Origin of the sequence: Dehalogenimonas etheniformans, from assembly GCF_014672715.2 — a bacterium.
Lineage (GTDB): Bacteria > Chloroflexota > Dehalococcoidia > Dehalococcoidales > Dehalococcoidaceae > Dehalogenimonas > Dehalogenimonas etheniformans.
This window is the reverse complement of the sequence record NZ_CP058566.2, coordinates 1926334-1952048: the sequence shown is the minus strand read 5'-3', so window position 1 is coordinate 1952048 and position 25715 is coordinate 1926334. Positions and strand designations below refer to the sequence as shown.

Below are 25715 nucleotides of genomic sequence, written 5' to 3'. Positions count from 1 at the left end.
TTGAAATCAGCGTTCAGGATTTAGTGTTTCCAGGAAGGCATTCAATTCCCGCACCTTCCCCGGGTCTCCCGTGAACTGTCCCTCGGCGTCTGTTCCCAAATCCCACAATTGTTCAAGCCCCTCCTGGCAATCCTTTTTATCGGCGTCGGCGTTCCACTGGATGCAGGATTCGGGCTTGAATTTTTGGATGCGGCAGAAGAAAACCCGGTTATCGGGTTGGGCTTCAAGAAATACGCAATGCCCCTCGCGGTGCCCCAAAAGAACTGTCCTGGTTCCCGGCCAGGCGCCGTCGAGGTAATCATTCTCGAACTCATCCCACTCGATGCGCAGTTTGTCGGCGATGTTATGCGCCTCGTTCACCGTCATCTGCACCTGGTACTTGGAGCAGCAGACGCCACAGCAGAAACACTGGAAAGACTCTTCCGGGGACACATCTCACCTCATATTAAAAACGCCTGGGTTGTCACCCCAGGCCCGTTAATCATTTGTGAAATATTATAAGTGAACTCCGGGAGGCTGTCATTTTCTTGCCATCAACGCCACAAACGATGTTATACTAACAGCACAGGCGATCATTCGACTATGTAAAGGCAGGTAAAGCCGCATGATCAAAGAAGTCGTAATCCCCCTCGACGGCTCGGCGGAAGCTGAGATAACCGTCCCCTACGGCATCGCGCTGGCTCAGAAGCTGGGCGCCCAGCTAGATTTCATCAGTGTCGACGAGACCGGCGCCGCCGACACCGGAAACCTCTACCGGAATTACCTGCGACACCTCGACGAGCGCCTCAAAGCGAAATACCCCGGCCAGCGCGCCTGGCAGACCAGCCTCCAAACCGGCAAAGCCGCCGATGAGATCCTCCGGTTTATCGAGGAACATGTGGCCGACCTGGTGATACTTTCCGCCCACGGTGCCTCGGGGCGGGGGGCAGCACTGGTCGGCAAGGTGGCCAACAAGATCATGACAGGCACCAACAAGCCGGCATTACTGATTAAATCTCCGCCGCCTGAAAACAAGCCGCTCATCAGCAAGATTCTGGTACCGCTCGACGGCTCCGGCATCGGCCAGGCGGCGCTCGACATCGTGGTACAGTTGGCGCCGGCCTTCGGAGCCGAGGTGGTGCTCGCCCAGGTTGTTGAACCCGTCCGGTACCTGCCCAGCGTGGACGGCATGGGCGCTTACACACTGCCCATAGATGATGCCGAGATCGAAGCTGATGCGACTACGTTCCTGAACCGCCGCGCTGAGGCCTTGCGCCAAAAAGGCATAACAGTGTCTACGGTAGTCAAAACCGGCGCCGCCGCCGAACTGATCATGAATTATGCCCGGGACAACCAAGTTGACCTCATCGCCATGTCAACTCACGGCCTGTCCGGCCTGACGCGTTGGGTTTTCGGTTCAGTGACCGAGAAAATCGTCGTCTATGGCACCACGCCGGTGCTGGTAGTCCACCCTCCGGGGGGTTAATAGAACCTAGTAGTTGACGGGAATGAGGTCCCGCCTCCGGTCTCAAGAAACAACTGTCCGGAAGTTTTTACAATGCCCAATACCAGTGGATCTGGTTCCTTGTCTGTTTCGTAGAGTGGCTTCACCCCGAGGCCATAGTAGTGCTTTTCCGACCAATTATCCGATTGGAAGTTCCTAAACCCTGTCTCTAAGACTAACGCCGACATTTTCTCGACCGTCACCCGAATCTTCTGCGACGGTCCGGGGCTGTCGAATTCAGCCCGCCACTCCATCACCAGCAACCTGCCTCCCGGTTTCAATAACCGGTAAGTTTCGGCCAGCAGCTTTTCCGGCTGTTTTGTCTCGTGCAAAATGAATGCCGCCAGGCAGAATTCGGCTATTCCATCGACGAGACCGGTCTCGGTAAAATCGGCTTTTACGGGCATGACGTTTTTCGGGGGCTTGCGAGATTTCAGGATATCCAGCATCTCCTGGGAATCGTCTACAGCGTATACTTTGCCCCACCTCCCCACGATCTCCGCCATCGGCAACGTGAACGTCCCGGTGCCGCAGCCAAGGTCAACGCAGTCCGTCATTACCTTGACACCCCCGATCTCTGTGAGGAGCTCAGGGATGCGGAGTTCGGCGACGCGGCTGGGATTGTCCAGGCGGGCGGCTTTGGAGGTGTCAAAATGGGAGTCGGTCATTTTTTGCTTTTCCCCGCCCGCTTTTCCACGCTCTGCCGGTAAATCAACGCAATGGACTTGCCGTGATGGGTCATCCGGTTTTTCTGCGCCTGTCGTTTCTTTTCGCGGCGTTCCTGGCGAGTTTCGGCATATCCGCGATCGTTATCTCCGGCCACGAGGTTTTGCCTCCGGTTCGATAAGTTCGCGCTTAAGTTCGACTATTCGATCACGCAACAAGGCCGCTCGTTCGAAGTCCATAGTCTTGGCAGCCCGCTTCATCTGATATTCGAGCTCCCGGATAAGACGAGCCAGGTCTTCCTTAGTCAACGGCATGGCTTTATAGGACTCAGCCGTCTGCTCCGCGACCACGGCCTCGGCGGTACGGATACGTTCAGTAATGTCTTTTATGGCCTTGCGGATGCCCTGCGGCGTAATGCCGTGCTCGGCGTTATAGGTTTCCTGGATGGCACGCCTCCGCTTGACCTCGGCGATGGCGCGTTCCATCGAACCGGTGATGATGTCAGCGTACATGATGACCTTGCCGTCAACGTGACGGGCGGCGCGGCCCATAGTCTGGATCAGCGCCCATTCGCTGCGGAGGAAACCTTCCTTATCGGCATCGAGGATGGCGACAAGAGAAACCTCCGGGAGGTCGAGTCCTTCGCGTAACAGGTTGATGCCAACGACTACATCGTAGACGCCCAGCCTGAGATCGCGCAGAATTTCCACGCGCTCGAATGTCTCGACCTCGGAGTGAAGGTACTGGGTCTTGATACCCGATTCGGCGATGTACTCCGACAGGGTTTCAGCAAGCTTCTTGGTCAGGGTAGTCACCAGGCAGCGCTCGCTTTTTTCAACGCGAAGCTTGATCTGGTAAAGAAGATCGTCAATCTGACCTTCGGTCGGTTTGACCTCGATGACCGGCTCGAGGAGTCCGGTCGGCCGTACCAGTTGTTCGACGGTATTTTGCGAATGCTCTTTTTCGTACGGCCCGGGCGTCGCCGAGACATAAACCGCCTGTTCGAAGCGCTGCCGAAACTCGGAGAAATTCAGCGGCCGGTTGTCCATAGCCGAAGGAAGGCGAAATCCATACTCGACCAGCACTTCCTTGCGGGCCCGGTCGCCGTTGTACATGCCCCTGATCTGGGGCAGCGACATGTGAGATTCATCGACAAAAAGGATGAAATCCTTGGGGAAATAATCCAGCAGCGTCCACGGCGCCGAGCCAGCGGGTCTTCCGGACAGGTGCCGGGCGTAGTTCTCCACGCCGTTGCAATAACCTGCCTGTTCCAGCATCTCGATATCGTATTCGGTGCGCTGTTCCAGCCGGGCGGCTTCCAGGAGTTTACCCTCGCGTTTAAGCTGCTCCACCCGCCCCGCCAACTCCTCACGTATGGCCTGGATAGCCTTGACAAGCTTTTCCGGCGAGGTCACGAAATGCTTAGCCGGGTAGATATCCACCATCTTGAGTTCTTCGAGAATTTCACCCGTCAGAGGATCGATCCTCACCATGCGTTCTATCTCATCGCCGAAGAACTCTATGCGTAGGGCTGTTTCTTCATAAGCCGGATGCAATTCCAGGGTATCTCCCCGAAGCCGGAACTTCGACCGGGAAAAATCGAGGTCGTTACGCTCGTATTGCATATCGACGAGCCGGTGCAGGATCTCCGTCCTGGGATAGCGCGCCCCTTTTTCGAGGTTCAGGACGAAACGCATGTATTCTTCAGGCTCACCCAGGCCGTAGATGCACGACACCGAAGCGACGATGATGGTATCCCGGCGGGACAGGAGCGACCGGGTGGCGGCGTGGCGAAGCTTATCGATCTCGTCGTTGATATCAGCGTCTTTTTCGATATACATGTCCTTGGACGGGACGTAAGCCTCCGGCTGGTAGTAATCGTAGTAGCTGACGAAGTATTCGACGGCGTTATTGGGAAAGAATTCGCGGAACTCGGCGTAAAGCTGGGCCGCCAGGGTCTTGTTATGTGAAATAATCAAAGCCGGACGGCCGCAGCGGGCGATAACGTTGGCCATGGTGAAGGTTTTCCCCGAGCCGGTAACGCCGAGCAGGGTCTGATCTTTTAATCCATCTGCGAGACCTTTGGTCAGTCCCGCCACGGCGGCGGATTGATCGCCCATCAGGCCGAAATCAGAAACGAGGTTAAATTCAGGCATATCCCGAATTATATCCCATGGCCCAACATAACTGTAAGGACACGGCTCGCCGTGTCCTTACAGTACACGTCGATCGAGACCTAGGTTATGCTGGCGCCTTTCAACAGCGTGGCTGCTGCATCTATAGGGATGTACTCGTAGATTCCGTCGGCGATACCAAGCGAGGCAATCCCAACCAATTTCCCGTCCAAAGTGAACAGCCCGCCACCGCCGCTGCCCTGGGCGATATCGGCATCGCTCTGAATGAAGTAGTTGGTCGGGATATCCATCCGAAGTGATGAAACTATGCCGACGTCGAAGGTCGCCGGACCGTGCAGTTCATCACTTAGAGGATAACTGACGGAGATCACGATCTGCCCGTCCTGGAGAGTGCTGATCGATCCCCGGGCAGCCGCGGGGAAATCCGTCCGAGTAGAGGTTAATTTTATCAAAGCCAAATTATTTACCGTATCAGTAGCGCTGATCGTTCCGGTAAATGTATCGCCCGTAGAAACAGTGACGTTGATCGATCGTGCGCCGTCAACGTTGTGGAGCACCGTCAGAACATACCCGTTGGAACTTACAATGACGCCGGAGGCGAATCCGCGCAGCCCGGTTCCGGTGGCATTGATCCTGACGACCACAGGATTAATTGAATTCATCACCGCGCCGTATTTTGAGGCAGCGGAAGACGTTTGGGATGTCAGCTTATCCACTTGCGCCTGGACCGCCGCCAGGGCTGTTTGAGTTTGGATGTTGCTGGTTTGAAGCGCCGCCAGATCGGTTTGGATCGTGGTGTTGGCAGAAGTCAAATCGGAGATCTTAGCCTGGGCTGAATTAATGGTGCTTGACGCCCCGAGGTTAAAGGCCGCGAAGACTCCGTTGACTATTAGTAGAACAACTACGATGGCGATCGAAGCTGGATTTTTCATACTGTTTTCATCCTCTCTTCTTCTCTCGCTTTCGTTACTTCACCGAACTCTGGATGAGGGCCTTTACAGCGTCGATGGGTATGGCGGTATTGATGCCCGTCGCAAAACCGTATGACGGGATGCCTACAAGCTTGCCGTCAAGGGTGAACAGGCCGCCGCCGGAGTTGCCCGGGTTGATATCGGCATCGATCTGGATGTAGTTGAGTGTGAAGGCCGGATTATCGGTATTGCCGGAAGGCAGGTTGCGTATGGCGGAGACTACGCCGGCATTGAATGTAGCCGGGCCGAAAACGGCGTTGCCGAAAAGGTCGGAGCCGAGGGGGAAGCCGCAGGTCAGGATCTCCTGGCCGATGACCACCGAAGCCGAAGAGCCGATAGTGACCGTCGGCAGGTCGGTGCGGGTGGTGTTCATTTTGAGTATGGCGGCATCGAGGTCGGCGCTGCTGTCGACCAGCGTCGCGGTAAACTTCTCGCCGGTTTTCAATGTAACGCTTATCGAGGTCGCCCCGGCGATGACGTGCTGGTTGGTCAGGACGTAGCCGTCGGAACGGATGATGGTGCCGGAACCGCTGCCGCCGCCGGTCCGGTCAGTCACTTCGATATACACTACCTGGGGCTCGATCATCTTGGCCGGGGTGACGAAATCGGTGGTCGTCGGGGTCGGTGTGGTTGTGCCGGTCAGTTTGGACACGGTTTGCTGAAGCGTAGCGACGCTGGCGGACAACGTATTGGCTGCCGTTTGTTGCTGCGCGATGGAGGCTTGGAGAGATGAGTTGGCACTTTGAGCCGCTGCCAGATCGGAGTTGGTGGAGCTCACCTTGGAGTTTGACTGGATAGCCAGAGCGCCATTGCCGACGGTAGCCAGGGCTAGTATGACGATAAGTACGGCGACCAGGGCGTTGCCTCCCGAACCTGGAGATTTTCGCGGCATCTGGGCTATAGGTTCAGACACCGTTTGGTGCATCATTGGCGATGGCGTAACCGGCTGAGGATTCCTCGCCTGTTCCGAAGGATTTTGTTCCGGCATATTAGATGATTCCATTTCCATTTTTCATCCGATCCTTTCCAAAGCTTTCTGAAAATTTACGACTTATTTGCCCTCTTTTTCTATTATGACACTTTTATTTTGTCACGCAATAATGGATGAATTATGTGGGATTCGTGGGAACTTTAAGGTGGCTCGACTGCGTTATCTAAAAAATGAATTGTGTTTCCGGTTGCCGGGGCAAATGTGTATTGCTATACTTACAAGGTTAATTTTATGACTGACGCGACAATCTCCTCCAAATACGAGACGGTCATCGGACTCGAGGTCCACGCACAACTGGCCACAGCCAGCAAGATGTACTGCCGCTGCGCCTCCGATTATGCCGATGCCCCGCCCAACACCCGCGTTTGCCCGGTGTGCCTCGGCTTGCCCGGCGTACTTCCGGTGATAAACAAAAAGGCCGTCGAATTTACCATGATGACGGCACTGGCGCTCAACTGCACCATCGCGCCCAACAGCAAGTTCGACCGCAAGAACTATGCCTATCCCGACCTGATGAAGGGTTACCAGATTTCCCAGTACGATGAGCCCATCGGCCGCCAGGGCTGGATCGACGTCGCTGTCGACGGCAAGATCCGGCGGATCGGCATCACCCGCGTCCACCTCGAAGAAGATGTCGCCAAACTCCTCCATAGGGACGAACTTGGCGGTCCGGGCTATTCCCTTGTTGATGTCAACCGCTCCGGCGTACCGCTCATGGAGATCGTTTCCGAGCCGGATATGCGGACTCCCGAGGAAGCCCGGCAGTACCTGATGAAACTCCGCACCATTCTACGCTATTTGGGCGTTTCGGTAGCCAACATGGAAGAGGGCTCTTTCCGCTGCGACGCCAATATCTCGTTGCGCCCAACCGGCGAGACGAAGTTCAATCCCAAGGTCGAAGTCAAGAATATGAACTCGTTCCGCGCCGTTTTTCGGGCGCTGGAATACGAAGAGGTCCGCCAGGCCAAAGACTACGACAATGGCGTTCGCGTCCCGCAGGAAACACGGGGTTGGCAGGACGAAAAAGGCGTCACCGTGTCTCAGCGCTCCAAGGAATTTGCCCACGATTACCGCTATTTCCCGGAGCCCGACCTGCCGCCGCTTCAATTCGATGAAAAATGGATCGCCCAGATCAGGGCTAGGCTGCCCGAACTTCCGGAAGCCCGTCAGACCCGATTCGTCAGCGACTACCAGTTGTCAGACTACGATGCGGCGATTCTGACCTCCGCTCGAGATATCGCCGATTATTTCGAGGGCGTGTTATCCGCCGATCTAAACGTGACTGCCAAGGACGCTGCCAATTGGGTCAACGGCGAGGTCGCCCGTATCCTGAACGCCGCCAATGCGAATATCGACGCCTTCTCCGTTAAGGTCCCCGCCGCCGCCCTGGCCAAACTCATCGCCGTAACGGCAAAGGGCGCGATCAATACCGCAACCGCCAAGACGGTGCTCGAGGAAATGTGGCAATCCGGCAAAACACCGGAGGCCATCATCTCGGAGAAAGGCCTGGCCCAGATATCCGACGATTCAGCTTTAAGGGACATGGCGGCAAAAATCATTGGCGATAATCCCGCCGCGGTTGCCGATTTCAAAGCCGGCAAGGAACAGTCGCTGAAATTCCTGGTCGGCCAGATGATGAAGCTGTCAAAAGGACGCGCCAACCCGGCGGTCGCTTCTGATATAATACTGCAAAAGCTGAAAGAAAGTTAAGGAACTGCCGGGCATGGCACGCCGTGCCCTTACAGGAAGGTTAAAACATGCTGACATTTTTGCTCATAGCCCAGATAATTGTCGCCGTAGCCCTCGGACTGGCGTCCTTGCTGCAGGTGCGCGGCGGTGGCTTGGGCGGCATTTTCGGACAGGCTGACACCGTTTTCCGCACCAAGCGCGGCATAGAAAAAACCCTGTTCCAGATGACCATCATACTTGTCGTTCTGCTGGTGCTCATCTCTATCTGGGTCTTGCTGGTAGTTTAACTCATCCATTTTCTTCTCCCTGCACGGGAGGAATCGGTTCAGAGAAGAATCGATCCTCGAAGAGGTGGTATGTCCGGAATAATCACCCTGACTACCGACTTTGGCGATACGAGCGGCTACGCCGCCGCCTTGAAGGGCGTCATCCTGGGTATTGCCCCGGACGTCCAGATTGTCGATATCAGCCATCAGATTGCCCCGCAGAACATCTTCGAGGCTGCGTTCCTCCTCTCAACCGTCTACCGCTGTTTTCCGCATTACACCGTCCACCTGGTCGTGGTCGATCCCGGCGTCGGTACCGACCGCAAGATCATCGCCTTAAAAACATCGGAGGGCAAGTTCATCGGTCCCGATAACGGAGTATTATCTTACGCCGTTAAAAACTACGTCCGGGATGCCGCCATAACCTCCAGTAGTTTGCTCCAGGGAGAACTCTCGAACGGCGCCAAAGCGGTAACGGTGACCAATAGTCCCCATTTCCGGCATCCTGTATCCGACACTTTTCACGGCCGGGATATCATGGCGCCGGTAGCCGCGATGCTTTCGAAAGGATTCGAATTGACCGCCTTCGGTGAACCGCTTGAGAGATTGACCATGCTGGATCTGCCACAAGCCGTAAAGGAGCCCGGCGGGACGGTTATCGGTCATATTATTCTCATCGATAGGTTCGGCAACATGATCACTGATGTCCGAGAGAGTGATCTGCCGCAGGGCGGCGAACTGCGCCTCGAATTGGGCAAAAAAGTCGTGAGCGGCTTGAAGAAGACCTATTCTGAAGGCATTGGCTTGATGGCTCTGATCGGATCATCAGGCTACCTGGAGATTGCGGTTAATGGTGGAAGCGCTGCGGCGGTAACTAATCTCAAGGTTGGGGACGTCGTCAAAGTATTCTCTAAACAAAGTTCTCGGATTTCGTGCTTATAATTTCGGAATAAAAAGAGCGGGTACCTAGCTAGTCCGCCTAGGTACCCGCCCCCAGATTGAATTTTTGGAACCCTTGGTTGAAAACCTGTTTGGTAAAACCAGTGGATCCTTGAGACCTATTCTATTTTCGTTCTTCGGGAAAGTTCTTCGCCCTTTACTTTTCCGTCCTGGTCAGAAAAACCAGATGGATTTCAATCCTCAATTATGAAAAGCTCAAGAGCCTTCGTCCTGACTCCTCGCCATGGACATTGACTAGGATTTCCCACCTCCCAGCGAGGAGCATGTGCACGGAAAGAGCCAAATCCCGAGAACGGCTTGTCTCTCTACCATTCGCCCTCCTTTCGCTTTATTTGGGTGACCCTGTGAGTACTAGTACCGGTACTCACACCTATAACCTACTCCCAATCCGGAATTAGGTCAAAGATAACTATGCTTGAATATACCGATTTTGCGTCATACTTTGCCATCCATCATTCGTCATAACCCATTGCCAGGCTGATTATTCTCCAGCTATATCACCGATACTCGCTATTTCACAGAGTACCACGTTCAGGAAAGCTAACTCTCGGTTGATCAACCCGGGGTAAACTGTTTGTGTTAAAATCAACCGATGCGTATAGACATACTGACGTTATTCCCGGAGATGTTCGCTGGACCGTTTTCAGAAAGCATTCTGAAACGCGCCTCTGACAAAGGATTGATAGAGATCCGCCTCTATCAGATCAGGGACTACACCCATGATAAGCACCACGTCGTCGACGATACTCCCTATGGCGGGGGCGCCGGTATGGTGATGAAACCCGGCCCGGTCGTCGAGGCGATCGAGGCGGTTAAAGGTCTTTCCGGCGACGAAGCGAGGGTGATACTTCTTTCTCCCTCCGGGCGCTTGTTTAATGAGGCCATCGCGGCCGATCTGGCCTCAAAGCCCCGCCTTATCTTAATCGCCGGGCACTATGAAGGGTTCGACGAGCGGGTGAGAGCTTTTATCGACGATGAACTCAGCATCGGGGACTACGTACTCTCCGGGGGCGAGATCCCGGCGATGGTAATAGTGGACGCCGTATCCCGCCTTGTTCCGGGTGTGCTTGGGTCGGAAGAATCACAGGTGGAAGAATCCCATAGCCAGGGACTCCTGGAATATCCGCACTACACCCGCCCCCCGGAATTTCGAGGTTTGCCGGTACCGGAGGTGCTTCTTTCGGGAAATCACGCGAAGATCGCCAAATGGCGTCGGAAAGAATCTTTGAAACGTACATTCGAGCACAGGCCGGACCTGATGGAGAATGTAACTCTTTCCAAAACCGACCAAAAACTCCTCGCCGAGATCAAATCCGAATCGGATTCGGAAATGAGAGAACGCCTTGCCGAGCCCGAGGCGTAGATCTGTGAGTCTGATGATCAATAATTTGACTATCGATACTATTGACAGAGTATAACGGGCTTGCCATAGCCCCCCCATTTGTGATTTACTATTCAGTCTGTGACATTGAAATTATCCGCCTGGTGATGACCGGCGCGGCAAACAAAGGAGTTCCCGGATCATGAGAATCGATGAATTAGTGCCACCGGCCGTCAAAGCCGAATTTCCGGATATCAACCCCGGCGATACTGTCAAGGTGCACTGCCGGATCGTTGAAGGTGACAAAGAGCGCATCCAAGTCTTCCAGGGTATCGTCCTGCGCAAGAGGGCTGGGACCGATGGCGGTAACTTCACCGTCCGCCGCCTTTCGTATGGCGTCGGCGTCGAGCGCATTTTCCCGTTTGCCTCGCCGCTTGTCGCCAAGATCGAGATGACCCGCCGCGGCCGTGTCCGCCGCGCCAAGCTCTACTACCTGCGCGCCCTCTCCGGCAAAGCCGCTCGCATCAAGGAAGGCGAGCGCGAAAACGCTACCTAATTTCTCCGGTCGTTGAATCTCATCGGCGTCTCCATCACGGAGACGCCGATTTAACAAGGGGAGTATGCTTTGCCTTACGCCGAGGTCAGCGTTAATTCCCCAGCCGCCGGGCGCAGCGCGTATAGCTACGAACTGCCTGCCGGCCTAACCGTCCGTCCCGGTCAGGCGGTTCTGGTCCCTTTCGGCCCCCGTGTTCTCCAGGGCATAGTAGTCGAGGTTTCAGAAACCCCGAGGTTCGACGACACCCGCCAACTCTCCGGCATCATCGATCCACCGTTATGTTTGACTCCCCAACAGCTAACCGTTGGCATGTGGATCAGCCGGCATTACCTGGCGCCGCTTTTCCCCTCTTTGGCTTTATGGCTGCCACCTGGTTTTGAACGCTCCGCGGAATCAGTTTTTACACGTTCCGGGCTGGACATTGGCGAAATCCCCCTCTCCGATCTCGAAAGCAACTTCCTGGCCACCCTAGACACCAGAGTTCCGACCGATCAAAAAACCCTGGAAAAACGTTTCGGCAAAGTTGCGGCTCAGAAAGCGATAAGGCACCTATTGGGGCATGGCTTGATAGAGCGCCGGTACAGGCTGCAGGCGATAAAAGTTAAACCCAGGCTGGAAAAGATTGCTCATTTAAGAATAGATACTGAAAAGGCACAACAGGCAGCCGCAGGGCTGTTAAAAAGATCTCCAAAACAATCGGCAGTCCTCCGGTTCCTGGCTAACTCGCGCGGACGCCTCTCTGTCACCGAGATTCGACGTGAATTTGGCGAAGTCAATGCCATTCTTTCAGCCCTTGTGAACAAAAAGCTCATCGAAATCTCTATGGAGGAATCGCGCCGTAATCCGCGACTTCCGGCGGCCGTAGAATTGCCGATGGCGCATACCCTGACCCCCGCCCAATCGGCCGCCGTTTCCGTGGTGACAGCAGGCATCGATGAAGCCAAAGGAGAAGCATTTTTGCTCCACGGCGTGACCGGGTCAGGCAAGACCGAGGTCTATCTCCACGCCGCCAACTACGCCTTGAAACAGGGCAAGCAGGTTGTGGTGCTGGTGCCGGAGATTTCCCTGACTCACCAGATCATCGAGCGTTTCACCGCCCGGTTTCCTGGCCGGGTAGCCGTGCTGCATAGTAAGCTGTCGCTGGGAGAGCGTTTCGACCAGTGGCGAGGTATCGCCGAGGGTGACTACGACATCGTCATCGGTCCGCGAAGCGCCCTCTTCGCCCCGTTCACAAATCCGGGGCTCATTGTGATCGACGAAGAGCATGAATGGGCTTACAAGCAGCAGGATACGCCGCCCCTTTATCACGCCCGCGAGGTCGCTCGCCGCCTGGCTCTGGAGACCGGCGCGGCGCTCCTCCTGGGATCGGCAACGCCCGATATCGAAACCTACAACAAAGCCGAGCGTGGCGAGTATCGCCTGCTGGAGTTGCCCGACCGCCTGACTCCCCACCCCTCGGCGCCGCTTCCGCCGGTGACGCTTATCGACATGCGCGATGAGTTGAAGAGCGGCAACCTCTCCATTTTCAGCCGCAAATTGAAGGCCGAGATGGAGTCTGCCCTCAAAAACGGCGAACAGGTTATCCTCTTTTTCAACCGCCGCGGCGGCGCTACTTTCATCCAGTGCCGGGATTGCGGGGAGGTCCTGAAGTGCCGTCACTGCCGCCTGCCTTTAGGCTTTCACCCGGTTGAGAACCGCCTGGTCTGTCACCATTGCAACGCCCAGTATAGAGTCCCAACAGTGTGTCCCGTCTGCAAAGGCAGCCGGATCAAGTTTATCGGCCTCGGAACCCAGAAACTGGAAGAAGAAACGAAGAAGGAATTCTCCGGAGCCAGGGTTCTGCGTTGGGACTCCGACGCTGCCCGCGGCAAAGACTCAGGTTACCAGATCTTCGACGACTTCCGCGCCGGTAAAGCGGACATCCTGATCGGCACCCAGGTAGTCGCCCGCGGCCTTGATCTGCCGAGGGTTGGGCTGGTGGGGGTTATCAACGCGGATACGGCTCTCAACCTGCCGGATTTCCGGGCCGGGGAACGCACTTTTCAATTGCTTTTACAGGTGGCGGGGAGGGCGGGCCGAGGAGAATTTCCCGGGCGGGTCGTTGTCCAGAGCTACCAGCCCAGCCACTATGCCATAGCCGCCGCGGTGGCGCACGACTTCAAGACTTTTTACCAAAAAGAGCTGGAATACCGGAAAATCCTGGGTTATCCTCCGTTCAACAAACTGGCGGTCCTAACCGTCCAGCACCTTAACGAAGCCGACGGTTTGCAATTGGCGCACGATCTTAAAAAGACACTGGAACTGGAACGCGATTCCACCGGTGTCAGCGGCATTGAGTTTATTGGGCCGGCGCCGGCTTTCATACCCCGCCGCCGGGGTAAATATCGGTGGCAGGTCATCGTGAAAGGGCGAAACATCGTTGAGTTCCTATCGAAAACCAATCTATCTTCCAGCATCGGCGTTGACATTGATCCTCTAGGTTTGGACTGAACATTCGGATTATTCCCAATTCAACGGATGGGCATCGCCACTCAAATTAGGACGCAGCGATTTCAGGCATTATCCTTGTCGTAGTCATCACCTGCTTGTATAGTAGTGTACTTAATGACGCCTTCATCAAATTTTATTTCGGTTTCGAATCCCAGCCAGCTTGAGATCATCAAGGCCGTTGCCGGAGTTGCCGCTGTTCAGAATGTTGAAGCGGCCATCGTTGGGGGATTCATCCGGGACAGCCTGCTCGGCCGGCCTGTCCGGGACTTGGACTTGGCAATAGAAGGCAATGGCCGGCTGTTCGCCGAAGCCCTGGCGGCGAAACTTGGCGCCTCGATGTTCATCCTCCATTCAGAAGCCGGGATGTACCGTATAACACTTACCGGGCAGGCATTCGATCAAATAGACGTCTCTGAAGTCGACGGCAACCTGGGCGATGACCTGATGCGCCGGGATTTCACCGTTGACGCGATGGGGGCCTCGATTACTTTGCCGGCGCTCAATAACAACCAGATGGAGATCGTCGATCCTTCAAACGGCCTTGTTGACATTGGACAAAAAATTCTGCGCGCCGTCTCTCCGGACGTTTTCAAAAGCGATCCTGCCCGGCTACTGCGCGGTGTGCGGCTGGCCGCCGAACTCGGCTTCACTATTGAATCGGCGACCGAGCGTCTAATAGCCGAAAACGCCGCACTTTGCGAAAATGTGGCCGGAGAACGGACCCGGGAGGACCTGGTCAAGCTGTTTTCGCTGCCGTCAGCAGGACCGGCGATCGAGTACCTCGATCGGCTCGGCCTCCTCACGCGTATTTTCCCTGAACTTGAGCCATCCCGGGGAGTCGACCAGCCCATCGAGCACTCCTGGGACGTCCTGGGGCACCAGATGAAGACGGTGGAAGCCCTCGATTGGGTCCTGCGCCGCGGCTATTGGCCTTACGCCCCCACCGGAGCCCAGGAACTTGTGCCCTGGACGAGAGCGGTTCAAAGCTATTTTGAATCCGGAGTGAATTCCGGGGCCAGCCGGATAGCCTTGACCCGCCTGGCCGCTTTGATCCATGACATCGCCAAGCCTGAGACTAAGACTCAGGCGCCCAACGGCCGGGTGCGGTTCTACGGGCATCCCGCCCGCGGCGCCGAAACGGCGGTCTCGATGCTGTCGCGGCTGCGTTTTTCACAGAGGGAGATCAAATTCGTCGCCGCCATGGTCGAGCTGCACATGCGACCCACCCAGATGGGCCCGGACTCGATCCAGCCGACACCGAAGGCGGTCTACCGGTTCCACCGGGATGCGGGTGATGCCGCAGTCGCCACGCTCTATTTAAGCCTGGCAGACCATCTGGCGGCGCGGGGACCAACCCTTCAGCTTGATAACTTCGCCGAACATGTTAAAATAGTGGCCTATGTCTTGTCCGAGCGCGAGCGGCAGAAGTCTAAAGAACCGCAACGGCTGATCGACGGCAATGAACTGCAATCGAGATTCGGCCTGAAGCCCGGACCTGAACTGGGCAAAATACTGGATGAAATTGTTGAAGCGCAGGCGACAGGCGAGATCAGCACGCGCGAAGAGGGACTTGAGTTAGCCAAACGCCTGATTGAAGCCGCAAAAAGCTGAACTTGATTTACAAACACGGACTATTTGATAAAAAACATATATTAAACATAATTCACTATCAAAACGACCCGCATGGAAATGAAAGAATGAAAAAACACCTTCCCGGTTTTATCGTCATCCTTATCCTATTCGTGCTTTCGGCTCTGGTCGTCCTGCCGACCGGAAAGGGTGTCCTGTTCGGCAAGCCGATCCAGCTCGGCCTCGATCTTCAGGGCGGTCTGCACCTGGTATATCAAGCTGATCTATCCGATGTGGCCGATTCCGAAAAGAACAACGTGTTGAGCGGCGTAGTCTCGGTCATATCCAACCGGGTGAATCCGCTCGGCGTCAGCGAACCGAACATCGCCCAACAGGGCGCCGACCGCATCGTCGTCGACCTGCCGGGCACCGCCCTTTCGGACGCACAGAAACAGCGTATCGGCTCTACGGCTCTCCTTGTTTTCGGTGAATTGGTCACCGGCGATGAGGCCTTCACCTGGGAGAACGCACTGGGTAAATGGAAACCGGCCACCGACACCGGAACAGCCGACGGCAAGGTGCTGGATTCCAGCTATTTCAAGAACAACACTTTCCTGACCACCAACAGCCAGACCGGCGCAGTGCTATTGAACTTCGAATGGACCGACGAAGGCGCCAAGATCAGCGAAGCCGTAACCACGAGGATGCTGGGGAAGCGCCTTGGTATTTTCGAGGGCGACACCACGTTGCTGGGTGATGACGGCATGCCTGTGGCTCCCACCGTCAACGCGGTCATCACCGACAAGGGCGTCATCGAGGGACTTTCCATCAGCGAAGCCCAACTCCTGTCGAAACAACTTAACGCGGGCCGCTTGCCGGTGCCGCTGACCATCATTTATCAAAATACCGTCTCACCGGTCCTCGGATCCGATTTCGTTCACCTGTCGTACCTGGCCGGCATTGTCGGCGTCCTGCTGGTCATGGCCTTCATGATCTTCTTCTACCGGCTGCCGGGTTTCCTGGCCAGCCTGGCATTGCTGTTTTATGTGGTGCTCATCCTGGCCATATACAAACTGGTGCCGGTCACCCTGTCCTTGCCCGGCATCGGCGGTTTCATCCTCTCCATCGGTATGGCGGTCGACGCTAATGTCCTCATCTTCGAACGCATGAAGGATGAACTCCGAGCCAAACGCACCCTGGGCGCGGCCATCGAAGCCGGCTTCTCCAGAGCATGGAGCGCCATCTGGGATTCCAACATCACCACCCTTATCGTCTGCGGCATCCTGGTCTGGGTCGGCGCCACCGTCACCGGCGGCGAAAAGGTCCAGGGGTTCGCCCTGACGCTGGGCATCGGCGTTATCGCCAGCATGTTCACCGCCATCATGGTTACCCGCACCTTCCTGCGGATGATCATCGGCACCAACGTGACCAAGAACTTGAACCTGTTCACCACTGAATCGGGAGACCGCAATGCCTAACTTCATCGGCAAACGTAATATTTTTCTGATTATCTCGGGACTGCTGGTTATCGGCTCGATACTCAGCCTGGCGATTTTCGGGCTTAAATCGGGCATCGATTTCTCCGCCGGTTCATCGCTCACCGTCCAATTCGATTCCGCCCCAGCACTTGCCGATCTGAACGCCAAAATGCGTGACCTCGGCCACCCGGAAGCCGTCATCCAGGAGACGGGCAGCGGCGACTTCATCATCCACATCAGCGTTATCACCGATGCCCAGAAGAACGACCTGGAGGCTGGCTTGGAGACCGCCTTTGGCACACTCTCCGAGCAGGGTTTCGAGTCCATCGATCCCACCATCGCCGGGGACACCCGAAAAATCGCCGCAGGAGCTATTGCCCTGGCCGCGGTCGGCATCCTGCTGTACCTCACCTATGCCTTCAGGCGGATGCCCAAACCCTTGCATTACGGCACCGGCGCCGTCATTGCCCTGCTCCACGATGTCGTGGTCGTCCTGGGTATTTTCGCCATCCTGGCCAGTATTTTCGGCTGGGAAATAGACCTTGTTTTCGTCATCGGCATCCTGGCCGTCCTCGGCTACAGCGTCAACAACACCGTGGTGATCTACGACCGCATCCGGGAGAACGTGCTGCGTGGCGTGGCTCCCACTTTTGAAGCGACAGTCAACCGTAGCGTCGTCGAGACAGTGGTCAGGTCGATGAACACCTCCTTTACAACCATCATCGCCGTTCTAGCCCTCATGCTGTTCGTCGGCGCCACCGTCGAGAACCTGGCCATCGTCATGTTCATCGGCATCCTGGTCGGGACTTACGACTCTCTCTTCATTGCTCCTGCGATCCTCGTCATCTGGGATAATTTCGACAAAAGACGCCTTGCGCCCAGGGTTTCCCGGGCAGGAACCTAGCTAGATGAGCGGTGCAAGCCGCGTCGCCGCTATTTCGGTCGGCTCCAACTCGCTTCTGATCTTCCTGAAGCTGATCGTCGGGTTTGTTACCGGATCGGTTTCGATACTGGCCGAGGCGATCCATTCCTCGATCGACCTCCTGGCGGCCATCATCGCCTTTTTCGGCCTCCGCGCCGCGGGCAAGCCCGCCGACCGGGAGCACCAGTTCGGCCACGGCAAATGGGAGAACGTCTCCGGCAGCGTCGAGGCGGTCCTTATTTTCGTGGCCGCCATCTGGATCATCTACGAAGCGATCAAGAAGATAATGCATGGCGTCGAGGTCGAACTCCTCGGCTGGGGTATCGCCGTCATGGCGGTATCGGTGATAGTGAATATTTTGGTCAGCCGCAACCTGTTCAAGCAGGCCAAGGTCCATGATTCGATAGCTCTCGAGGCGGACGGCCAGCACCTCCGCACCGATGTCATCACCTCGCTCGGCGTCCTGGTAGGACTAGCCCTTGTCCAGTTCACCGGCCTCAAAATCCTCGATCCCATCGTTGCCATAGGGGTCGCGCTCATCATCGTCAAGGCTGCCTGGGATATTCTTAAAAAGTCATTCGGAGGCATCATCGACACCGGGCTGCCACCGGAGGAAGAGAAAATTATTGTCGATACGCTGGCGGAGCACAAGGGACAGCTTGTAGATTTCCATGAGATCCGTACCCGCAAGTCCGGCGCCGAACGCTTCGTCGACCTGCACTTAGTGATGCCGGGGGCGCTTTCGGTCGAGGAAGCTCACAAGATGTGCGACCACCTGGAGGCGGACTTAAAACGCCGCTTGCCACGCCTGGAAATAACCCTCCACGTCGAACCGTGCGACGATTCCTGCAAGTCCTGCGAGATGTCCTGTGAGGCAAGGCGGACCGAGACCACTTAGGTTACCTCCTCTCCCCAGCGGGGAGAAGGGATCAATACCCTATTCAATGTGATGAATCCTCTTGAGTTTGGCAATGATCCCCGAAATGTCCGGTGCACCGAAGTTGTATTCCAAAGGTTCCATCGCCATTTCCAGTTCGGCAGGTTCTCCTAGTAAAACCCTGAAAGTCACCGCGACCGATCTGGCGAGGGCATCAAGGTTGTAGCCGCCCTCGAGGCAGAAAACGGCTTTACCAGAGCACAGTTCATCCGCCAGAATACAAATCCTCGACGCAATCGCCGCATAGCCTGATTCGGTCAGTTTCATCCCCGCTAACGGGTCGTCGCGGTGAGCATCGTAGCCAGCGGAGACCAGGATCAACTCAGGTTTGAAACGCCTGACAGCCGGCATCACGATATCATTGTAGATCGAAGTATACTCCGCGTTGCCGCTGCCGGCGGGAAGCGGAATGTTGACCTTGGTGCCACTCGCGCCGCCGATCCCGATATCATCGATGCTGCCGCTTCCGGGGTAGTGGGGCGACTGGTGAACCGACACGTACATCGTGGCCGGGTCGTTATTGAAGGTGGACTGGGTGCCGTTGCCGTGGTGGACGTCGAAATCGAGGATGGCGATCCGCGTAAGACCATACTTTTGCCGGGCGAACCGTGCCGCGATGGCGATGTTATTATAGATGCAAAATCCTGATCCCCTATCGGCGAAGGCGTGATGGCCGGGCGGGCGGACCAGGCCAAAGCATTTCCCTACATTCCCACCCATGACCGCCTCTACAGCCGTCACAGCGCCTCCGGCGGCATATTCCGCGGCATTACAGGATTCAGTCGAAAGAATTGTGTCGGCGTCGAGGCTACCTCCGCCGGAAGAGCAGATCAAGTTGATTTTTTCTTTATATATCGGAATATGCACAAGGGAAATTTCATCGCCGGTTGCGCGATGGGCTTCGACTTTGACTAATCTGTCGAGAAGACCGGACGATTTCAGGTAATCCATCACCGATTCCAGGCGCGCGGCGGACTCGGGATGGCCGTAGCCGGTGTCATGGAGGAGGTAGGAAGGGTGGAACACGTAGCCGATGATACTCATAATTACGAGCTTTCAGCGATTAGCGATCCCCTAAACTGTCTTTGAGAGAACTCACGACGCAATCGCGGTCCGTGGCAATCGTAATCCGAATAGTGCTCCGAAAGTCTATCCTGCATCGCACTATTGTATCACCAGGCATATCGAACAATCCCAATCAGATTGCCGCGTCGAGCTGCGCCCTCCTCGCAAAGACACATGAGGGGGAAGGGGGAAGGAGAAACAAAGGGGGGCTCCCTTGTGGGAGCCCCCCTTTTTATCCAACCGATTGTCTAACGTTTAGGTTAGGCGACGCGGCGGGTGCGGACGATGAGGACGATGACCACGATGACCAGGAGAGCGCCGATACCGATGATGGCCCAGATGTAGGCCGGGGTGGCCTCAGTCGGGGTGGTCAGGGTAACGGTGGTGTTGGTAACGGTCACCGGAGGCTGAGTCGTACCCGTGGGGGGCGGAGCAGTCATGGTCGTGAAGACGCTGACCACAGGATCAGACGTACCGGTGGGAGTGATGGCAACAACACGCCAGTAGTAAGAGGTGTTGTAAGCCAAAGCCGGAGTGGTCCAGGCGAAAGCGTTGACCGTAGTGGTCTGCTTGGTTCCGACCAGGGTGGCGAAAGTGTTGGAGGTCGAAACTTCGATGGTGTAGCTGGTGGCGTTATCGACTGGAGTCCACTGGAAGCCGGGATTGATGGAAATACCGGTAGCGGCCGGAGCCGGGAAGACAGCCTGAGGAATGCCGGAACCAGGGGTAACCGGCTGGGTCGCGAAGGTCTTCGAACCAACAATGGAAGTGAACGGGGTCTTGGCGAAGACACTGACGGTGTAGGTGGTGTCATCGGTTAGGCCGGTGACAGTGGCTGTGCGGGCTGTCTTGTCAACAACCACGGTACCAACGGTGGTGGCGGTGAAGTAGTCTTTCTGAGCGCTGGAACCAGCACTTACAAAGACAGCGTAGTCGGTAGCACCGGGTACCGCATCAAAGGTGACGTTAGCCCTGCTGGTAGTGAAAGAAGGCACGGCAACGTTCGGGACGATGATGGCGATGGTGTCTTTGAAGGTGAAAAGCTTGGTGGCGGTGACAGCCCACAGGGTGTTGCCGCCGGCGGCGGGAACGATGGACAGTTTGCTGGCAGCGGTGACAGTGGCTTCAGCAGCGATGTTCTCAGCCTGAGAGGCATCGGTGATCAAGCGGGTCAGGGAGCCGGCAGCATCGAGGACGTAAACAACCGGGGTGGCGGCGATGCCGGAGGCAATACCGACACCATTGGTCAGAGCGGCGGGGATACCGGTCCTGGCGGTCCAGGCAACGGTGGTGGCGGCGAGGTCCAGCTTGGAGATACCACCAGTGGCGGTGGTGCCCCAGAGGACGGTGTTGGAGCCGTTCTGGAAGGTGACGGCGCTAACCCCGGCCAGGGCGACGCCGGTGGAAAGGGCAGCCTTCCAGGTGGCGCCGAGGTCAGCGGAAGTGAAGACATCACCGGCAGCCGTAACGGCGGCCAGGGTGGTGGCATCGCTGGAGCGAACAAGCATGGCAGCGTCAGCAGTGCTGACTACGTTCCAGATGAAGCCGCTGTTGGTGGTGCGGTAGATGTCGGCACCGCTGGCGACCACGAAGGTGGCGGTGTCCAGGATCACGTAGCTGCTGATAGCAGCGGGGGCGGCGGTGGTAGCGGCGAAAGATACACCGTTATTAGAGGATGCCCAGATGGTGTTACCAACAACATAGTAAACACCCTTGTCGGTGGCATAGTTGGGGGAAACGGAGATCTTGTCGAAGGCAACAGCGCCAGTGGCAAGGCGATCCCATTTGCCGCCCATGTTGCGCCAAAGTGATTTGGCACCAGGGGGAGTGGTGGGATTCATGTCCACGGCAAAAGCGACACCAGAAGCACCAACCGTCATGCTGGCATTGGCGTCAACGGTCTCAGTGGCGACGGTGTCAGTGGCGGTACCATTGGTCCAAGTAACGTTTCCAGCAGCGGTGGCGGTTACGGTAGCGATGCCATTGGCAGCGGTGAATGTGATGACATTACCAACGACAGTGGCACCAGCGCCAGCCACGATTGAGACAGCGCCGGTTACAGTTACATCACCCGCGCCGAGAACTGAGGACAGAGTGAAGGCATCACCAGCGCCCGGGACGGGAGCGCCGGCGGCGCCGGTGGAGACCAGGTAGATATCGCCATTAGCGGCGAAGGCAGTACCATCGATGTTGGCGATGGTGGAATCGAGAAGGCTGACCTGTACGAAGTTGGCAGCCTTGTCGGTGGAGATGCTGAAACCGGTCTCATCGAAATCAGCAGCGGTAGCAGCCGTCAGGACGAAGACGGTACCGGAGGTGGCGTAGTCGTTGGCAAGAGCAACGAACGCCGGAGTGCCACCGGTCACGTTCTTCGCAGCGGCGGTCAGGCCAGAGACGCCGGCGTTGGAGGTGATGGAGACAGCGCCGGTACCAGTACCAGCAACGATAGTGACCGCGCCACCGAAGACACCGGAACCGGTGACATCGATGGTCACGACATCGCTGAGGGTACCAATCTCAGTGCCGCCCATGCTGGTGCCGGCGACGATGGTGCGGAATACGCCACCATTGGCGCCGTTAAAACCGACGAAGAGGACCGGGGTGTTAGCCAGGTTGAAGTCGGAAGAGAAGCCGATCTCACCAGCGGTGGGGATTGCGGCGGCAGCGATCTGGGCAGAGGTGGTCTGCCAGGCGCCGCCGGTGCTGACACGAACCTCAACACCGGTGGCAGTGGTGAACAGGGCGTAAATGCCTGCAGCGGTGTTGAAGGTCGGGGACAGCTTGACGTCAAGGACGTTACCGCCCGTTCCACCGAACAATACGAAGTTGTTGTTCAGGGCGACGCCTTCGTCGAACAGGAAAACACCAGCGTTAGTGCCGGCGAAGACTTTGTAGCTGCCACCGAGGAGGCCGACAGCCAGGGAGGTAGTGCCAGCAATAGCGCCGACGGGCTGGGCGGCAAAGGTGGCGCCGCCGTCAACGGACTTCCAAACAGCGGCAGCAGTGGCCACGTAGACCACGTTAGCTTCGCTGGGGGAGGTGGCGATGGCGGTAAGGGCAGCAGCACCAGGGGTCGTAACAGACGTCCAGGTGCGGCCGCCATCGACGGACTTGGAAAGTTTGGCACCAGCAGCGACGGTGTTGGTATAAGCATAAAGAGCACCGTCAATGCCCTTGGTCAGGAAACCGGAAGCAGTGAGTTTGGACATAGCCGGGACTTTGAATTCAGTCCAGGCGTTGTCAGCAGCGCTGACGGGCAGAGCGGAGACCACCAGCATGCTGGCGGCGATCGCTGCGGTCAGCACGATACCGAAGATTTTATTTAAGTGTTTCATCGACCTTTGAGTTTACCTTTCAATTTTATTATGGTTATTGTCTATCGGTTATTTTTGGTTATTCCCTTAGACTTATGGGGTAGCAATTGTGTCATACTCCGCCTTACGGCTCATTTTCGAATCCCATCACTTCCTTTCATTATGAATTTTACGATTAATCACAAAACATCTCAGTACAGGGGGTTCTCCCTGCACTTCTTACTATGATAACACCAGTGTCAATCCCTACTACTCCTCCGGAATCAAATCCGAAGCACGAATTCCGAAATACGAAACGGTTCATAATAACCATTCCCAAACGTAATACGAAGGGGCGCGGAAGCCTGTCGGTTTCAAAAGATATAACGAAGGGGGAAAGGGGATGTTATGGGAAAGTTATACATTATTTTATTATGTCGAGTAGTTTTAGACTATAAGGGTCAGCCTGCCGGAGAATTGGTACCGAGATTCTTCGCGAAGCTCAGAAAGAAATAGGGGTTGGGGGGCGGGGAAAGTCTTCGGTGTACTATTCGGAGACGATTGCCACGGATTGCCATTCAAGGCAATCCTCGCAAAGACAGAATGGGGTGGCTTTGTTAGGTTCGAATCAATGGATCAAAGAAGGAATGCTTCGTCGCTGCTCTCTTCGAAACGACGAAGAATGACCCTCCTCGCAAAGACAAAAAAAAGGAAGGGCGTTGCGGCGCCCTTCCTTATATTCATATATTGTGGATGTTAGTCTTTACCGCGCTGGAGGTTGTCCAGGAACTCGGTGTTATTGCGGCTCTTCTTGAGCTTGTCCAGGACGCGCTCGGTGACCTCGGCGAAGTGGGTGGCGTCGTCGGAGATGAGGGCGACCATGCGGCGGAGCAGCTGGACCTGGCGGAAGGTAGTATCCGACATCAGCAGTTCCTCGCGGCGGGTGCCGGAGCGGGGGATGTCGAAGGCAGGGAAAATCCTGCGTTCGGCCAATCTACGGTCGAGGTGCAGTTCCATGTTGCCGGTGCCCTTGAACTCTTCGTAGATGAGGTCATCCATGCGGGAGCCAGTATCGACGAGGCAGGTGGCGATGATGGTCAGCGACCCGCCTTCCGCGGTGTTGCGGGCGGCGCCGAAGAACTTCTTGGCGGGGTGCAGGGCGACGGGGTCGAGACCACCGGACAGGGTGCGGCCGGATGGCGGCATGGCCAGGTTGTAGGCGCGGGTGAGACGGGTGATTCCGTCGAGCAGGATCAGGACGTCCTTGCCGGATTCCACCATGCGCTTGGCGCGTTCCAGTGCCAACTCGGCGACGCGGGTCTGGTTCTCCACGGCTTCATCGAAGGTGGCGGCCATGACCTCGCCCTTGACCGATCGGCGCATATCTGTGACCTCTTCCGGGCGCTCGCCGATGAGGACGACCATCAGGTGGATATCGTTGTAATTGGTGGTAGCGGCGTTGGCGATGTTCTTTAAAAGCATCGTTTTGCCAGCCTTAGGCGGAGAGACAACCATGCCGCGCTGGCCGCGGCCGATGGGGGCGATGAGGTTGATGAGGCGGGTCGAAAGCTGGCCCATCTCGGTCTCGAGGTTGATCATCTTGTCCGGGAAAGTGGGAGTGAGAGTCCCGAAGTGGGGTCTTTGTTTGGCGACGTCCGGGTTAAGATCGTTGATCGCCTCGACCCGTAGTAAAGAGTAATACTTCTCGCCCGGCTTGGCGTGGCGCGACTGGCCGATGATCATGTCGCCGGTGCGCAGGCCGAAGCGGCGGATCTGGGACTGCGAGATGTAAATGTCCGAATTGGACGGCAGAAGCGACGCCTGGCGTAGGAAGCCATAACCGTCAGGCATGATCTCCAGGATGCCGGAGCAGAAGATGTTGCCCTGCTGCTCGGTGAACGCCTGCAGCAAGCGGAGTACGATCTCCTGTTTCTTGGCGCCGGTGACGCCAACTAGCTTCATGCGCTTGGCGAGTTCGAGGAGGTCTTCCCGGCTCATCGTCTCCAGGACGGACAGGGCGAGGGGTGGAGGGGGAGGCGGAGGCGCGGGGGGTTCGGGGGTGCGGGCGACCTCGATGGGTTCAATACTGTTGACGGGATCGATTTCGGACATAGTTGCTCCTACCTTTTTGGTACATGGGCACGGCATGCCGTGCCCCTACGAATTTTCATTGATTCGATGCCCCTGACTTTTTCCAGTCTTCCAGGAAACGCTGGATACCGATGTCAGTGAGCGGATGTTTCAACATCTGTTCAAGTACTTTATAAGGAATAGTGGCGATGTGGGCGCCGGCTTGAGCAGCCTGTGTGCAGTGCAACGGATGCCGGATGCTCGCGGCGATAACCTCTGTCTTGAAACCGTGGATCTCGTATATTTCGACGATGTCGCGGACGACCTGCATGCCGTCCTGACCGATGTCATCCAGCCGGCCGACGAACGGGCTGATGAAGGCTGCGCCGGCATGAGCGGCTAGAATCGCCTGGTTAGGCGAAAAACACAGGGTCATGTTGACCCGGATCCCGTCTTTCGCCAGCTCGCGGGTGGCCTGGAGACCTTCGCCATTCATCGGCAGCTTGACGACAACGTTGTCCGGCGCCCAGGAATGGAACCGCTTGCCGTCGGCAACCATCTCGGCAACGGTTTCGGAAACCACTTCGACCGAGATCGGAGCTGCGGCAGGCAAGAGGTTGGCGATTTCCTTAACAACTGACTTGTAGTCCTTATGACCTTCCTTGGCGACTAGCGAGGGATTGGTGGTCACGCCGTGGATGACGCCCATGGAAGCGCCCTTTTTGATTTCAGAGATGTTTGCGGTATCGAGGAATATTTTCATCAGGCTCCAGTCTTGAACTCAAAAATCCTAGATGGATGAAGATGAGGTTCGAAGGTTTGTCATTTTGGATTTTATCATTGTTTGGGATTT

The 25715-nt window shown here is 56.4% G+C and carries 21 protein-coding genes; 11 read left to right on the top strand and 10 right to left on the bottom strand.

Annotation, left to right across the window (positions count from 1 at the left end):
* Positions 1-6 precede the first annotated feature (6 nt).
* Entirely contained in the window at positions 7-432 is a 426-nt protein-coding gene (locus HX448_RS09775; protein ID WP_102331022.1) for a YkgJ family cysteine cluster protein, read from the bottom strand.
* A gap of 172 nt (positions 433-604) precedes the next feature.
* On the opposite strand from HX448_RS09775, the gene HX448_RS09770 reads away from it, so the two are divergent.
* A complete protein-coding gene (locus HX448_RS09770; protein WP_102331021.1) occupies positions 605-1465 on the top strand; it encodes a universal stress protein in 861 nt (286 codons plus the stop codon).
* Here HX448_RS09770 and HX448_RS09765 read toward each other — a convergent pair.
* The 5 genes from HX448_RS09765 to HX448_RS09745 all read right to left on the bottom strand — a co-directional run bounded on the left by HX448_RS09765 (position 1462) and on the right by HX448_RS09745 (position 6264).
* Positions 1462-2151: a class I SAM-dependent methyltransferase gene (locus tag HX448_RS09765; RefSeq protein WP_102331020.1), complete on the bottom strand. Its 690-nt coding sequence runs from the start codon at positions 2149-2151 to the stop codon at positions 1462-1464. The two genes, HX448_RS09770 and HX448_RS09765, sit on opposite strands and share 4 nt — an antisense overlap.
* Positions 2148-2306, bottom strand: a complete 159-nt coding sequence (locus tag HX448_RS09760) for a hypothetical protein (protein ID WP_190259876.1) — start codon at positions 2304-2306, stop codon at positions 2148-2150. Before HX448_RS09760 ends, HX448_RS09765 begins: the two co-directional genes overlap by 4 nt.
* Complete coding sequence (uvrB, locus tag HX448_RS09755; protein ID WP_102331019.1) at positions 2293-4305, bottom strand: excinuclease ABC subunit UvrB; 2013 nt, start codon at positions 4303-4305, stop codon at positions 2293-2295. Before uvrB ends, HX448_RS09760 begins: the two co-directional genes overlap by 14 nt.
* A gap of 80 nt (positions 4306-4385) precedes the next feature.
* On the bottom strand, positions 4386-5216 hold the full coding sequence (locus HX448_RS09750; RefSeq protein ID WP_102331018.1) for a S1C family serine protease: 831 nt from the start codon (positions 5214-5216) through the stop codon (positions 4386-4388).
* Positions 5217-5250: 34 nt separating this feature from the next.
* Entirely contained in the window at positions 5251-6264 is a 1014-nt protein-coding gene (locus HX448_RS09745; protein WP_102331017.1) for a S1C family serine protease, read from the bottom strand.
* A gap of 213 nt (positions 6265-6477) precedes the next feature.
* Here HX448_RS09745 and gatB point away from each other — a divergent pair, with 213 nt between their 5' ends.
* The 10 genes from gatB to HX448_RS09695 all read left to right on the top strand — a co-directional run bounded on the left by gatB (position 6478) and on the right by HX448_RS09695 (position 18395).
* Positions 6478-7956: an Asp-tRNA(Asn)/Glu-tRNA(Gln) amidotransferase subunit GatB gene (gene gatB / locus HX448_RS09740; RefSeq protein WP_102331016.1), complete on the top strand. Its 1479-nt coding sequence runs from the start codon at positions 6478-6480 to the stop codon at positions 7954-7956.
* A 47-nt stretch (positions 7957-8003) separates the two neighbouring features.
* Complete coding sequence (secG, locus tag HX448_RS09735; RefSeq protein ID WP_102331015.1) at positions 8004-8222, top strand: preprotein translocase subunit SecG; 219 nt, start codon at positions 8004-8006, stop codon at positions 8220-8222.
* Between the two features lie 69 nt (positions 8223-8291).
* Entirely contained in the window at positions 8292-9143 is an 852-nt protein-coding gene (locus tag HX448_RS09730; RefSeq protein WP_102331014.1) for an SAM hydrolase/SAM-dependent halogenase family protein, read from the top strand.
* A 610-nt stretch (positions 9144-9753) separates the two neighbouring features.
* The gene (gene trmD / locus HX448_RS09725; RefSeq protein ID WP_102331013.1) at positions 9754-10524 is read left to right on the top strand and encodes a tRNA (guanosine(37)-N1)-methyltransferase TrmD; all 771 of its coding nucleotides are present in this window, start codon (positions 9754-9756) and stop codon (positions 10522-10524) included.
* A 160-nt stretch (positions 10525-10684) separates the two neighbouring features.
* Positions 10685-11038: a 50S ribosomal protein L19 gene (rplS, locus tag HX448_RS09720; RefSeq protein WP_102331012.1), complete on the top strand. Its 354-nt coding sequence runs from the start codon at positions 10685-10687 to the stop codon at positions 11036-11038.
* 69 nt (positions 11039-11107) lie between these two features.
* Positions 11108-13528 (top strand): replication restart helicase PriA, encoded by a 2421-nt coding sequence (gene priA, locus HX448_RS09715; protein ID WP_102331011.1) that lies wholly within the window; start codon positions 11108-11110, stop codon positions 13526-13528.
* 114 nt (positions 13529-13642) lie between these two features.
* Positions 13643-15139 (top strand): CCA tRNA nucleotidyltransferase, encoded by a 1497-nt coding sequence (locus HX448_RS09710; RefSeq protein WP_102331010.1) that lies wholly within the window; start codon positions 13643-13645, stop codon positions 15137-15139.
* 86 nt (positions 15140-15225) lie between these two features.
* Positions 15226-16575, top strand: coding sequence for a protein translocase subunit SecD (secD, locus tag HX448_RS09705; protein WP_102331009.1), 1350 nt, complete (start codon positions 15226-15228; stop codon positions 16573-16575).
* Positions 16568-17479: a protein translocase subunit SecF gene (gene secF / locus HX448_RS09700; RefSeq protein ID WP_102331008.1), complete on the top strand. Its 912-nt coding sequence runs from the start codon at positions 16568-16570 to the stop codon at positions 17477-17479. Before secD ends, secF begins: the two co-directional genes overlap by 8 nt.
* A gap of 4 nt (positions 17480-17483) precedes the next feature.
* A complete protein-coding gene (locus tag HX448_RS09695) occupies positions 17484-18395 on the top strand; it encodes a cation diffusion facilitator family transporter (RefSeq protein WP_102331007.1) in 912 nt (303 codons plus the stop codon).
* A gap of 39 nt (positions 18396-18434) precedes the next feature.
* Here the strand turns inward: HX448_RS09695 and HX448_RS09690 are convergent, their stop codons facing one another.
* The 4 genes from HX448_RS09690 to fsa all read right to left on the bottom strand — a co-directional run bounded on the left by HX448_RS09690 (position 18435) and on the right by fsa (position 25625).
* A complete protein-coding gene (locus HX448_RS09690) occupies positions 18435-19478 on the bottom strand; it encodes a histone deacetylase family protein (RefSeq protein WP_102331006.1) in 1044 nt (347 codons plus the stop codon).
* A 281-nt stretch (positions 19479-19759) separates the two neighbouring features.
* Positions 19760-22834, bottom strand: coding sequence for a beta strand repeat-containing protein (locus HX448_RS09685; RefSeq protein ID WP_102331005.1), 3075 nt, complete (start codon positions 22832-22834; stop codon positions 19760-19762).
* A 714-nt stretch (positions 22835-23548) separates the two neighbouring features.
* Entirely contained in the window at positions 23549-24904 is a 1356-nt protein-coding gene (gene rho, locus HX448_RS09680; RefSeq protein ID WP_102331004.1) for a transcription termination factor Rho, read from the bottom strand.
* Positions 24905-24959: 55 nt separating this feature from the next.
* A complete protein-coding gene (gene fsa / locus HX448_RS09675; RefSeq protein WP_102331003.1) occupies positions 24960-25625 on the bottom strand; it encodes a fructose-6-phosphate aldolase in 666 nt (221 codons plus the stop codon).
* Positions 25626-25715 lie beyond the last annotated feature (90 nt).